The 12248-nt window shown below is 68.8% G+C and carries 10 protein-coding genes; 4 read left to right on the forward strand and 6 right to left on the reverse strand.

Features of this window, described 5'->3' with window-relative positions:
- Nucleotides 1–90: 90 nt before the first annotated feature.
- Both EV651_RS17805 and EV651_RS17810 read left to right on the forward strand, forming a co-directional pair.
- Complete coding sequence (locus tag EV651_RS17805; protein WP_133786311.1) at nt 91–588, forward strand: CinA family protein; 498 nt, start codon at nt 91–93, stop codon at nt 586–588.
- Nucleotides 589–751: 163 nt separating this feature from the next.
- Entirely contained in the window at nt 752–1039 is a 288-nt protein-coding gene (locus EV651_RS17810; RefSeq protein ID WP_133786312.1) for a helix-turn-helix domain-containing protein, read from the forward strand.
- Between the two features lie 8 nt (nt 1040–1047).
- On the opposite strand, the gene EV651_RS17815 is transcribed toward EV651_RS17810, so the two are convergent.
- The 3 genes from EV651_RS17815 to EV651_RS17825 all read right to left on the reverse strand — a co-directional run bounded on the left by EV651_RS17815 (nt 1048) and on the right by EV651_RS17825 (nt 7083).
- Nucleotides 1048–1509, reverse strand: a complete 462-nt coding sequence (locus tag EV651_RS17815; RefSeq protein WP_133786313.1) for a DUF4262 domain-containing protein — start codon at nt 1507–1509, stop codon at nt 1048–1050.
- A 124-nt stretch (nt 1510–1633) separates the two neighbouring features.
- The gene (locus EV651_RS17820) at nt 1634–2419 is read right to left on the reverse strand and encodes an Fpg/Nei family DNA glycosylase (RefSeq protein WP_133786314.1); all 786 of its coding nucleotides are present in this window, start codon (nt 2417–2419) and stop codon (nt 1634–1636) included.
- Nucleotides 2420–2430: 11 nt separating this feature from the next.
- Nucleotides 2431–7083, reverse strand: a complete 4653-nt coding sequence (locus EV651_RS17825) for an ATP-dependent helicase (protein WP_133786315.1) — start codon at nt 7081–7083, stop codon at nt 2431–2433.
- Between the two features lie 109 nt (nt 7084–7192).
- Between EV651_RS17825 and EV651_RS17830 the strand changes: the two genes are divergently transcribed.
- Nucleotides 7193–8320 carry a hypothetical protein gene (locus tag EV651_RS17830; protein WP_133786316.1) on the forward strand — a complete coding sequence of 376 codons (1128 nt, stop codon included), beginning with the start codon at nt 7193–7195 and terminating at the stop codon, nt 8318–8320.
- On the forward strand, nt 8317–8511 hold the full coding sequence (locus EV651_RS17835) for a DUF3046 domain-containing protein (RefSeq protein WP_133786317.1): 195 nt from the start codon (nt 8317–8319) through the stop codon (nt 8509–8511). Before EV651_RS17830 ends, EV651_RS17835 begins: the two co-directional genes overlap by 4 nt.
- Here the strand turns inward: EV651_RS17835 and EV651_RS17840 are convergent, their stop codons facing one another.
- The 3 genes from EV651_RS17840 to EV651_RS17850 all read right to left on the reverse strand — a co-directional run bounded on the left by EV651_RS17840 (nt 8512) and on the right by EV651_RS17850 (nt 12148).
- Entirely contained in the window at nt 8512–10626 is a 2115-nt protein-coding gene (locus tag EV651_RS17840) for an MMPL family transporter (RefSeq protein WP_133786318.1), read from the reverse strand.
- A 129-nt stretch (nt 10627–10755) separates the two neighbouring features.
- Nucleotides 10756–11316, reverse strand: coding sequence for a GrpB family protein (locus EV651_RS17845; RefSeq protein WP_133786319.1), 561 nt, complete (start codon nt 11314–11316; stop codon nt 10756–10758).
- A 40-nt stretch (nt 11317–11356) separates the two neighbouring features.
- Complete coding sequence (locus EV651_RS17850; protein WP_133786320.1) at nt 11357–12148, reverse strand: hypothetical protein; 792 nt, start codon at nt 12146–12148, stop codon at nt 11357–11359.
- Nucleotides 12149–12248: the final 100 nt, after the last annotated feature.

Genomic DNA, 12248 nt, shown 5'->3' on the forward strand with positions numbered 1-12248 from the left:
CCGGCCGCCTCGTGGGTGGCGTGTCATGGGCTGGGTGCCGTGGTGGTGTTGGGTGGTGGGTACCGAGTTGGCGCGGGTTGGGAGTGAGAGATGGCCGTGGGCGGTGGAGTTGAGCTGGCGGTTGAGCGGCTGGTGGGGTTGTTGCTGGAGCGTCGCATGACGCTGGCAACTGCTGAGTCGTTGACCGGTGGGATGGTCGCGGCGGTTCTGACGGATGTGCCGGGAGTGTCGGCCGTGTATCGGGGTGGCGTGGTGGTCTACGCGACTGACCTGAAGGCCAAGCTTGCGGGCGTTCCGGAGGAGCTGCTGGCGGCTGTAGGCCCGGTGCACCCGGACACGGCTGCTGCGTTGGCCAGCGGCGTGCGGGAGCGTCTGGAGGCCGACTACGGGCTCGCGACGACCGGTGTGGCCGGACCGGACCCGCAGGCGGGCGTCGAGGCCGGCACGGTGTACGTCGCCGCGGCCGGACCGGGCTCGGTGCAGGTCCGGAAGTTGCAGCTGAGCGGTGATCGGGCAGCCGTGCGCCGGGGGAGTGTGCAGGCCGTCCTGGAACTCGGAGCGGAACTTGTGACGGAAGAACTCGACTGATCGGGGTGTTGGGACCAGCATGGGGACAGGTAAGGCAGACTGGCACGGCGCACCGAAGGTGGACATTGCGAGAAGTAGTGACCCAGCAACAGGTACCGTTGGTTCCTACGGTCGAGCTACCGTGCGAGTAGACGCGACCGGACAGGCGGAAGGGAGAAACCTCATGGTGCTGGTTCGTGGCCTGCTGGGCGACGTGCTGCGGCGTAAGCGGCTGCGCCAGGGGCGCACTCTGCGCGAGGTATCCGCCGACGCACGCGTCAGCCTCGGCTATCTGTCCGAGGTCGAGCGCGGTCAGAAGGAAGCTTCGAGCGAGTTGCTGGCGGCCATCTGCACGGCGCTGGACGTGCCGTTGTCGATGGTGTTCGCCGAGGTCAGCCAAGATCTGGCGCGTGAAGAGGCCCTGGTGCTGGCGCACCCGACGATCGAGCCCGAGGTCGTGGCCGCGGCCTGAGCCGCGGGTCATCGGACACCGCCGTCGGGATTCGAACGACTGCTGGACGGCTGGATCAGCGCGGTCCGGGTCGGCCAGACGAGTTGCAGCGCGGGCAACGGCGGCTGACCGGGCCGCCGGAACATCGTGTTCGCCGTGTACAGGTGGTGGGCCGAGTCGGGAAATCGCAGGAGCTCGGCGGTGTGCGGAGGCGGGAAGAAGCCGGACAGGTCGTCGCCCTCGTCGAAGGCCGCGCCTTCCAGCACCGCCCAGGCGAGCGGCTTGAGCCCTAGGTAGGCGTAGCAGGGCTCCGGATCGAAGACGATGATCTCCGGATGCCGGTAGAGGCTGAGGCCGAGTGTGTACGCGAAGGCAGGGTTCCGCGCACCGTCGCCCTCGATGAACTGCATCGTCCAGCCGTACGTCTGGATGTTTCGCTCGAGCTGGCGCGAGTACTGCTCGTCGTCCAGGCCGCCGCACTTGTCGCACATCACCGTCTCCTTTCGCTCGAACAGTTGTTCGATGCGTCAGAGAAGGTATCCGTGTTCACGCCTTCCGAAGACGTTGTCCACAGGGCAATTTCGCCAGGAACATCGCCAGGAACATCGCCAGGAATCAGGCTTCGGGCTGGCAGGCCGGGCACCAGTAGGTGACCCGTTCGCGGGTCGGCTCGCCGAGGGTTGACGTGAGGATCGTCGTACCGCATCGGCGGCAGGGCTTGCCTGCGCGCTCGAACACCCAGGAGCGTTGTCCCGGCCGGTTGATGCCTGTGCTGACCTGGGTGCCGTTGCGGACGTTGGCCTTCATCAGCTTGCGACTCAGATCGATCGCCGCGGGGACGTCGACGGCCTCGACGGGGCGCCACGGGTGCAAGCCGAGCAGGAAGCAGACCTCGATGCGGTAGAAGTTGCCGATCCCGGCGAGGTTGCGTTGGTCGAGCAGCGCCTCGCTGATGGTGCGTTCTGGATCGGACTCGACGTTCGAGATCGCGAGGGCGCGGTCGAACGACGGCGACAGGAGATCCGGACCGAGATGCCCGACCACGGTGTCTTCCTTGCCGGTGGCGACGAGGTCGAGCACCGGCAGCCGGTAGCCGACGGCTGTCCATGGTGCGGTTTCGAGGACCACGCGGATCTCGTGGTCGGGTCCGCCGCGCCAACGCTCGCCGGGACGGTACAGATGCCAGCTGCCGTCCATCCGGAAGTGGCTGTGCAGCGTGAGCCCACCGGAGATTCGCATCAGGATGTGCTTGCCGCGCGCAACGACTTCCTGCATTGTCCGCCCGCTCAGATCGGTCGTCGCCAACGAAGGTACCCGGAAGTCCGTGCGAACGAGTTCCTGCCCGGCAAGAGCCTGATTGAGGCGTTGACAGGCTCGCCAGACAGTGTCTCCTTCAGGCATGACCGCCTACTTCAAGCCCGGAGCCGCAGGCCGCGTGGCGTGGCGTGGAAGCCGGCCTTGGCCAAGGCGTCCCCGAACGCGGTATGGCGAACCTGTTCACCGTCGGCCGTCTCCACGCTGAGCTTGCCGAGCTGACCGTCCCGGATCGACAGCGCCAACGCGTCAACGGCCGGCTGCAGCAGATCGGGATCTTCCGTGAAGCTCAGCACGGTCCGCCCGCCACGCTCGACGTACACGATCAACTGTCCGTCGACCATCACGACCAACGCGCCCGCCTTCCGGCCCGGCCGATGACCGCCGGCGCTTTCCCGCTCGGGCCAGGGCAACGCCGCACCGTACGGGTTCGCTGGATCGGAGGCAGCCAGTACGACGGCGCGCGCGGTCAGCTCCTCGTCCTTCCGGCCGCGACCGGCACCGCCCGTCCGTGCACCTCCGGGCCCGAACCGTCCCGGAGGACCGAACGGTCCGTCAGGCTTCGTCGTCGAAGTCGGTAGCTCGGCGAGCGCCCGCAGCCGGTCGACCGCGCCAGGCAGTGCGAACTGGGCAGCCCCAAGTCCTGCGACGAAGTACCCGCGCCGGCACCGTCCGGACTCCTCGAAAGCACTCAGCACCTTGTAGACGGCCGCGAACCCACCGGGCGTCCGCTCGGTGATCACCGAACCTCGCGTCACGATGCCGTAGCGATCGAGCAGGGTCTCGGCCGCCGCATGCGCCCGGCGGGTGGCATCCGAACTTCGGGCCGGAAGCAACGACCACCGCCCGCCGGCCGTCGGCGGACCACTGCGCGACGGCATCGCCGGTCGTCCTGGCCGGGCCGGACGTCCCGGACGCGCTCGTGGAGTCGCACGCCGTGTTCGGTGACTGCCGCGGCCACCACCGACGAGCGATCTGACCGGCGTCAGCGTGTCGTTCGTCAGATACCCGGCCCAGACGAGGTCCCAGAGAACGCCGACCAGCGTCTCGTCGTCGATCGCGCCGGAACTGGACCCGACGACGTCGCTCAACTGCCGGAAGAAGAACGCACCGCCGCCGGACAACGCGTCCAGCACGGCTTGATGGGTTTCGCCGAGCTCGAAAGCCGGATCCGGGTCGGGCAGCGTCAAGTCGCAGTTGTCCGCCAGATGCAGCGACACCCATCCGTCGGTCCCGGGCAGTGAACCCGAGCCGGCCCACACCACTTCACCGGTCGCGGTCAGCTCGTCCAGCATCGACGGCTGGTACCCCGGCACCCGCGACGGCAGCACGATCGACTCCAGCGCCGACGCCGGCACCGCGCATCCCGACAGTTGCTCGACCGCGCCGAGAAGTACGTCGTACCCGCGGCCGCGGCTGCTCGTGATGCCTTGCCAGGCCGGCAGGAATCGCGCCAGCGCGGAGGGATCGACCGGCTCGACCTCCTTCCGCAACGCGGCGAGGGAGCGTCGACGGAGCAGCCGGAGGACCTCGCTTTCACACCACTCGAGCGCGATCCCACCCGGCAGGAACTCGCCTTCGACGACTCGACCGGCCGCACTCAGCCGTCGCAGCGCGTCGGTGACGACTGCGACTCCGATGCCGAGATGGGTCGCGAGATCGATCGCGCGGAACGGTCCGTGCGTCCGCGCATACCGAGACACCAGGTCGCCGAGTGGATCGGCGACAGGCTCCGCATGCGCCTCGGCGACGCCGGGTGGCAGCGGCACGCCGAGCGCGTCGCGCAACCGGGCCACGTCCTCGACGACCGCCCAGCGATGCTCGCCCGCGATCCGCACGCGCACGACGCGCCGCGCGGCCGCGAGCGACGTCAGCCAGGATTCCGCATCCGAACCGTCGACGCACCGTTGCGTTGCTTCCGGCAACGACAGCGGGCCGACGATCCGCAGTACGTCGAACAACCCTTCGGCATCGCGCGCTCGGCGGTCCTCGGCGAGGCGCTGCAGCTCGGCCTCGGTCCGCAGTACGACCTCGGCGTCGAGCAACTCACGGAGCTCGGTCCGCCCGAGCAGCTCCGCCAGCAAGCTCTGGTCCAGGGACAGAGCGGCGGCACGCTTCTCGGCGAGCGGGCTGTCGCCCTCGTACATGAAGGCGCCCACATAGCCGAACAGCAACGACTTCGCGAACGGCGACGCCTCGGGCGTCTCGACCTCGACGACCGAGATCCGGCGCTCGCTGATCCCGGTCAGCAGATCCTTCAACGCCGGCAGGTCGTAGACGTCCTGCAAGACTTCGCGCAGGGTCTCGAGGACGATCGGAAACGACCCGAACTTGCTCGCGACACTCAGCAGCTGCGAGGCGCGCTGGCGCTGCTGCCACAGCGGTGACCGTCGTCCCGGATTGCGTCGCGGCAGCAGCAGGGCCCGCGCCGCGCACTCGCGGAACCGCGCCGCGAACAGTGCCGACCCACCGACCTCGGTGGTCACCAGATCCTCGATGTCCGCCGGGTCGAACAGCACCAGATCCGCGCCCGGCGGCGGCTCGTCCGTCTCCGGCAGGCGCAGCACGATCCCGTCGTCGCCGGACACCGACTGCGCGTCCATCCCGTAGCGATCCCGGAGCCGCGCCGCGATCGCCAGCGCCCACGGACCGTGCACCTGACCGCCGTACGGCGAGTGCACGCACACCCGCCAGTCGCCGAGCTCGTCGCGGAACCGCTCGACCACGATCGTCACGTCGTCGGGCACCCGGCTGGTCGCGTCGCGCTGCTCGGCGAGATACGAGACGAGGTTGTTCGCGGCGTACTCGTCCAGGCCCGCGGTCCGCGCGCGCTCGACCGCCTTGGCCGCGGGCAGCGACGCCATCTTGCGGACGAACGCGCCGGTGGCCGCGCCGAGCTCCGCCGGCCGCCCGACCGCATCGCCCTTCCAGAACGGCAGTCTGCCCGGCTGACCGGGTGCGGGAGAGACGAGCACGCGGTCGTGCGTGATGTCCTCGATCCGCCAGCTCGACGCGCCGAGGGTGAACACGTCGCCGACGCGCGACTCGTAGACCATCTCCTCGTCGAGCTCGCCCACCCGATGGTTCGTCGACTCGCCGACCAGGAACACTCCGAACAGCCCGCGGTCCGGAATCGTCCCGCCGCTCGTCACCGCGAGCCGCTGCGCACCCGGCCGGCCGGAGATCTCACCGCTGACCCGGTCGAACACGATCCGCGGCCGCAGCTCCGCGAACTCGTCCGACGGGTACCGGCCGGACAGCATGTCGAGCACCCCGTCGTACGCCGATCTCGGCAGGGTCGCGAACGGCGCGCAGCGTCGTACCAGGGAAAAGAGCTCGTCGACGTCGATCGAGTCCAGGGCGACGATCGACACGATCTGCTGCGCAAGGACGTCCAGCGGGTTCGCCGGGATGTGCAGGCTCTCGATCAGGCCGTCGCGCATCCGCTGCACGACGACGGCGGTGTCGATCAGATCGCCGCGGAACTTGGGGAACAGCACGCCGCGCGACACCGCTCCGACCTGGTGACCCGCACGACCGACACGCTGCAGCCCACTGGCAACGGACGGCGGCGCCTCGACCTGGATCACGAGATCCACGGCACCCATGTCGATGCCGAGCTCGAGGCTGCTCGTCGCCACCACGCACGGCAGCCGACCGGACTTCAGGTCTGCTTCGATCAGGGCACGCTGCTCCTTGCTGACCGAGCCGTGGTGGGCCCGCGCGATCAGTGGCGGAGCCGCAAGCGAGCCACCGGACTGCGCCATCAGCTGCGCCGGTGAGCCGAGCTCCGGCAGCTCCAGCTCGGCGCGCTCGGCGGCGATTTCGTTCAGCCGGGCGGTCAGGCGCTCGGCCAGGCGGCGCGAGTTCGAGAAGACGATCGTCGAACTGTGCTGACTGATCAGGTCGAAGACGTGCTCCTCGACATGCGGCCAGATCGAGGCATGCTGCTGCGGAGCGGCCGCGGAACCCGAGGTCTCCACCTCGGTCGCGGCCAGCTCGGCCATGTCTTCGACCGGTACGACGACGCTCAGATCCCACTGCTTCGTGAACTTGGGCTGCACGACCGTCACCGGCCGCTCGCCGCCGAGGAACCGCGCGACCTCCTCCACCGGTCGCACGGTCGCCGACAGACCGATGCGCTGCGCCGGCTGCGGCAGCAGTGCGTCGAGCCGCTCGAGGGTCAGCGCGAGATGCGTACCCCGCTTGGTCCCGGCGACCGCGTGCACCTCGTCGACGATCACGGTCTCGACCCCGCGCAGCGATTCCCGGCCCTGCGAGGTCAGCAACAGGAACAGGGACTCCGGCGTCGTGATGAGCACGTCTGACGGGCGCGTGGCGAACCGTCGCCGCTCGTTGGCCGGGGTGTCGCCCGAGCGCACCGCGACCTCGACGTCGATCGGCGCCTCGCCGAGCCTGCGGGCGGTCTCCCGGATGCCGATCAACGGCGCGCGAAGGTTCCGCTCGACGTCGACGGCGAGCGCCTTCAGCGGCGACACGTAGAGCACCCGGCAGCGCAACTTCGGATCGTCCGGCGGCGGTGTCGTGGCCAGCCGGTCCAGAGCCCACAGGAAAGCGGCCAGCGTCTTCCCGGAGCCGGTCGGGGCGACCACCAGCGCGTCCCGGCCCGCGGTGATGGCGTCCCACGCCTCGAGCTGGGCCGGGGTGGCCGCCTCGAAAACGTCGCCGAACCACGCCCGGGTCGCGGGCGAGAACCGGCTCAACGCGCTGGTCTTCTTCACGCCGACCATCTTGCCGGGTCGCGCCGACAGTTTTCACGAGCCGGCCCGTCGCGCACCGTGAGCAGGCCCTTTCCGTCCGGTGCGCCGGTTGTCCCTTTCGTCTGGAATGATCGGCGGCATGATGAACCGCGTACGTGCAGCCCTCGTCGTCGTGGCCTGCCTGGTCGGGCTGACCGGGTGCGTCAAGCTCGACGCCGACCTGAAGGTCGGGTCGAACGAGACGGTCTCGGGGAACATGAAGATCGGGGTGGACAAGCAGCTGCTGCAGTCCAGCGGCCAGTCCCTCGACAAGGTCCGCCAGCAGATCGAGAGCGGCATCAAGGAGTCGGCAACCCAAGGCGTCACCTGCAAGGCGTACGAGGACGACAAGTACGTCGGCTCCAACTGCACGTTCGAGAGTGTGCCGTTCGACAAGATGGGCAGCTCGAGCGGCGACGGCGTCGGCTTCACCAAGGACGGCGACAAGGTCAAGGTGAAGGTCAACGCCGGTGACATGGGCGGCAGCTTGCCGTCCACCGGCGGCCAGCCCCAGGTGAACTTCAAGATCACCATGCCGGGCAAGATCCTCGAGCACGACAGCGGAGCCAAGGTCAGCGGCCGTACGGCGACGTACGACAGTCTCGACAAGCTCGGGAAGATTTCGCTGACCTCCGAGGCCGGTGGCGGGTTCCCGACCTGGGCGCTGATCCTCATCATTGTGCTCGTGCTGCTGGCGATCGGCGCGGCGGTGTTCTTCATCCTGCGGAGCCGCAAGGCGAAGGGGGCGCAGGGCTACGGCCAGCAGTTCCCGGGGCAGTACCCGGGCCAGCCGGGTCAGTACGGCGGACCCGGTCAGTACCCGGGGCAGCCTGGGTTCGGGCAGCAGTACGGCCAGCCGGGTCCCGGCGGGCAGTACCCGGGCCAGCCCGGTCAGTACGGCGGACAGCCGGGGCAGTACCCGGGTCAGCCGGGGCAGCCTGGTCCGCACGGAGGACAGCCGGGGCAGTACCCCGGTCAGCCGCCGCAGGGGCAGCAGCCTGGTCAGCAGCAGTACCCTGGGCAGCCTCAGCAGCCGCCGCAGCAGGGTCCTGGCGGCTGGGGACAGCAGCCTGGTCAGGGACAGCAGCCTGGGCAGCCACAGCAGGGTTATGGTCAGCAGCCTCCGCAGCAGGGCGGTTGGGGCCAGCAGGGTGGTCCGTCGGCGCCTCAGCAGGGGCAGCAGGGCGGTTGGGGACCGCCGCCGAAGGACAACGACGGGCAGGCATGAGACTGACGGAATTCTGGGCACGGATGGATCACCATCTCGGGCCCGCGTATGCACGGACCTGGGCAGAGACCCAGGTGGTCCAGGAGCTCGGCGGCCGCACGGTCGTCGAGGCCCTGGACGACGGTGAGGCCGCCAAGTTCGTCTGGCGAGCCGTGTGGGCGCACCTCAACCTTCCGCCCAGCGAGCGCTGACTAGGTGTTGGTGAGCGTCGGCTCGGGCTCGGGCAGGCTCTCGGGGGCTTCCGGATCACGCTGCCGAGTCAGCGCGCTCGGCCACCAGAGGTGTCGTCCCACGTCGAGGTTCAACGCAGTGACCAGCACCGACCGGACAACGATGGTGTCCAGCAGGACACCGAGCGCGACCGCGATCCCGATCTCCGCGAACGCGACCACCGGCAGCGTCGCCAGCACGGCGAAGGTTCCCGCCAGCACCAGACCGGCCGAAGTGATCACACCACCGGTGGCGGCCACTCCGATCAGCGCGCCGCGCCGGGTGCCGTGGACCTTCGATTCCTCGTGCACCCGGGTCATCAGGAAGATGTTGTAGTCGATGCCCAACGCCACCAAGAACACGAAGACGAAAAGCGGTAGCGACGTGTCGGCACCTTCAAAACCGAGGGCCTTGAACACCAACGAGCTGATCCCGAGCGCCGCTCCGAACGACAGCACCACGGTTGCGACCAGCAACACCGGAGCCACCAGTGCGCGCAGCAGCAGCGCGAGGATCGCCAGCACCACCGCGAGTACGACCGGGATGATGATCTTGTTGTCGTGATCGGACGCCCGCTGGGTGTCGAGCAGGATTGCCGCGCCGCCTCCGGCCAGCGCGTCCGCATCCGGTACGGCGTGCACTGCGGCGCGCACGCGATCCACAGTCTCCTTCGCGGCCTGACTGTCCGCCGCATCCGTCATGGTGCCCTCGAGATACGCCAGGCCGCTCGCCACCCGCGGTTCCCCGACTTCGGCGATGCCTTGCGTCGACGACATCGCCGTACGGACGTCTGCGGCCTTGTCCGCCCTGCTGATCACGACAAGCGGGTTGCCGGCACCGGCTGGGAAGTGGGCCGCCACGACCTTCTCCCCGACCACCGAGTCCGGCGTACCGATAAAGGAGTCCTCGTTCGAGAGTCCGCCGGCGTTCAGCGTCAAGATGCCGAGCGATGCAATTCCCAGCAGTATGGAGGTGGTGATCCATGTCAGTCGCGGCCGTACGGCGATGCGGCGGCCGATACGTCCCCAGACACTCGTCTCGGTGTGGTCGTCCGAGCCGTAGGTCGGACGTAGTGGCCAGAACACCCAGCGGCCGCAGATGACGAGCAGTGCGGGCAGAAGTGTGAGCATGGCGAGCAGCGCGATCACGATGCCGACGGCAGCGACCGGACCGAGTCCGCGAGTCGAGTTCATCGATGCGAAGAGCAGGCAGAGCATGCCTGCGACGACAGTGGAGCCTGATGCGACGATCGCTGGACCGGAGCGGTGCAGCGCGAACGCCATGGCCTCGTGACGGTCCTGATGTCGTCTGAGCTCCTCTCGATAGCGAGCAACGAGCAGGAGTGCATAGTCCGTCCCCGCGCCGAACACCAGGACCGTGAGAATGCCTGCGCTTTGGGCGTTCACGGTCAGGTCGGCTTGGGTTGCCAGGACGTAGACGACTGCCTGGGCGGAGAAAAGTGCGACACCCGCGGAGATCAAGGGCAGCAGCCACAGCACCGGACTGCGGTAGGTCAGCAGCAGGATGATGATGACTACTGCTCCAGCGGAGTACAGGAGCTTGCCGTCGATGCCGGCGAAGGCCTCCTGCGAGTCAGCGGCGAAGCCGCCCGGTCCCGTGACGTGGAACGACAGTCCGTCAGGCCGGTCGCCGGCGATCCGCCTGATGTCGTCGGCTCGTGCACCGATCGTCTCCCAGCCCCCGGAACCGGCGTTGATCGGTACGAGGACCTGCAAAGCCTTGTGATCCTGAGCTGGGATGGGTCCGACGACATCCCGGTCGACGTCCTGCAGCTCGCCGTACTGCGCGATGTGACTCTGGACGGCCTGCTGGTCCGCGGGAGTGATACCGGACGACCGCTCGTACACCAGGACCGCCGGGATCTCGTCCGGCGAGGAGAACTGTTCGGATGCCTTCAGCACCTCGGTCGACTCGGCCTTGCCGGGCAGCCAGGAGACGGCGTCGTTCTCCTGCGCACCGGTCAGCTTTCCTGCGGGGGCGAACGAGGCCGCTATTGCGACGATCCAGAGAGCCAGCACGATCCACTTCGACACCTTGCCGCACGGCAATGCCGCCAGCCCTCCTGCTCCGCCCACCGCAACCACGCCCCCTGACGGGGCGTCCGCCCGCCCGCCGGACCGCTCACAACGCCCCCGGTCCAGCCTGGTGGCTGGGAGGAAGAGGGTCAACGATCGCGGAGTAGTGACCCGGTCACCCTCCGTCGGCTAAGGCGTCCAGCCGGTGCGGGCGGCCCATTCCTCGGCCGGTAGATAGATGAGATCGCAGACCGGGTCCTTCAGGTCGGTGTAGTCGCCGATGTCGAGCCGGAGCGCGGCCGCTTGCTGCTTGAAGACGGCGTACGCGCGTGCCGTTTCCGGGTGGCTGCGCAGATAGTCGCGGAACAGCAGTGCATAGCGCTGGTTGGCCCGCCCTGCGACGCGGATGTGCAGGTTCACGCGGCGCCGGTACATCGGCTCGACCAGCATCCGCTTCACCCACTGGATGTCGTCCGCGGGCAGACCCGGCACCGGGTGGTCGCGCCGCGGCGGGCGGAGCTCCCAGTCCGCGGCGGCCATCCGCTCGGCCACGTCGTCCAGGTCCGGTTCGGTACCGACTGTCACCTGGATGTCGAGGACGTCCTTGGCCGGCAGACCGGGCACCGAGGTGGAGCCGATGTGGTCGATCCGCTGGGCCAGCTCGCCGAGCAACCGGCCGATCACCTGCGCGGTCTTCTGGTACTGCGCCGGCCAGGTGTCGTCCGGCCGCGCGATGACGATCCCAGTCATGCGGAGATCATCCCAGGACCGCGGTGGCAGGTCCCAGCCTTTACACCGGTTTGACCCGGAACGCGCTGGTGGTGAGCAGCTCCGCCGCCTCGTACGCCGCCTTCTTGATGCCCTTGCGCTCGTCGAAGAACCCGCCGACCACGCCGACGCCAGGGAGCTTCCCGACGAACCGGGCACCCAGGCTGCCGCGCGGGCGGTCCTCGAACACCTCGCTGAGTCCGCCGAACAGCTTGCTCAATCGCCAGACCAGTCGGACGCCCTTACGCAGCCCCATGTCCGCCGAGACCTCGCCGAGGCCCAATTGCTCGGAGACATCCTTGCCCGCGATCTCCGGGTCGTCGTACTTGAGGACCTCGTCCGGCGTGATGGGGCGATCGGTGAGTACGCGGATGATGATCGACGTACGGTCGGCGTGCGCCTCCACGCCGTACTCTCGGCAGACCGCGCCGATCACCATCGCCTGCACGGCCGCGCCGAGGGTGTCCTTCATCGGCAGCCGGTCCGCCGCCGCGCCGCTGAGCCGGGGGAGACCGGCGACGACCGCGGCGAACCCGCCGAGGCGCTCGACCCACCAGTCGCAGCGCTTGGCCAGCGGCAGGGTGGGCCATTCCTCGTGGCCGGGCACCTTCATCTGCAGCAGCCGGTCTATCGCGAGGATCAGGCCCTTCTCGGCGAGGTTGGGCTGCTCCTGGGCGGAGTACTCGGCCAGGACGGTGCGGATGCCGAACGGGTCCTGGGAGCGGAGCGCGTCGAGCACGATGTCGATACCGAATTCGACGCGGCTGATCGCGAGGACCACGGCGGAATCGGGTACGTCGGGACGGTCTGTCACGTCCGCAAGGGTAGGGATCATCTGGGTCAGGATGGTTGCCGGAACAGCCTTCGGCGTGTCAGTTGTGATTCGAACACGTGTTCGGGATACTTTGGTGCTC

Origin of the sequence: Kribbella sp. VKM Ac-2571 (genome assembly GCF_004362255.1) — a bacterium.
Classification (GTDB): Bacteria; Actinomycetota; Actinomycetes; order Propionibacteriales; family Kribbellaceae; genus Kribbella; species Kribbella pratensis.

Excerpts from the sequence above, each read along its gene's own strand:
- EV651_RS17805 (WP_133786311.1), top strand. The coding sequence starts at position 91 with ATGGCCGTGGGCGGTGGAGTTGAGCTGGCGGTTGAGCGGCTGGTGGGG.
- EV651_RS17810 (WP_133786312.1), top strand. The coding sequence starts at position 752 with ATGGTGCTGGTTCGTGGCCTGCTGGGCGACGTGCTGCGGCGTAAGCGG.
- EV651_RS17815 (WP_133786313.1), bottom strand. The coding sequence starts at position 1,509 with ATGTGCGACAAGTGCGGCGGCCTGGACGACGAGCAGTACTCGCGCCAG.
- EV651_RS17820 (WP_133786314.1), bottom strand. The coding sequence starts at position 2,419 with ATGCCTGAAGGAGACACTGTCTGGCGAGCCTGTCAACGCCTCAATCAG.
- EV651_RS17825 (WP_133786315.1), bottom strand. The coding sequence starts at position 7,083 with ATGGTCGGCGTGAAGAAGACCAGCGCGTTGAGCCGGTTCTCGCCCGCG.
- EV651_RS17830 (WP_133786316.1), top strand. The coding sequence starts at position 7,193 with ATGATGAACCGCGTACGTGCAGCCCTCGTCGTCGTGGCCTGCCTGGTC.
- EV651_RS17835 (WP_133786317.1), top strand. The coding sequence starts at position 8,317 with ATGAGACTGACGGAATTCTGGGCACGGATGGATCACCATCTCGGGCCC.
- EV651_RS17845 (WP_133786319.1), bottom strand. The coding sequence starts at position 11,316 with ATGACTGGGATCGTCATCGCGCGGCCGGACGACACCTGGCCGGCGCAG.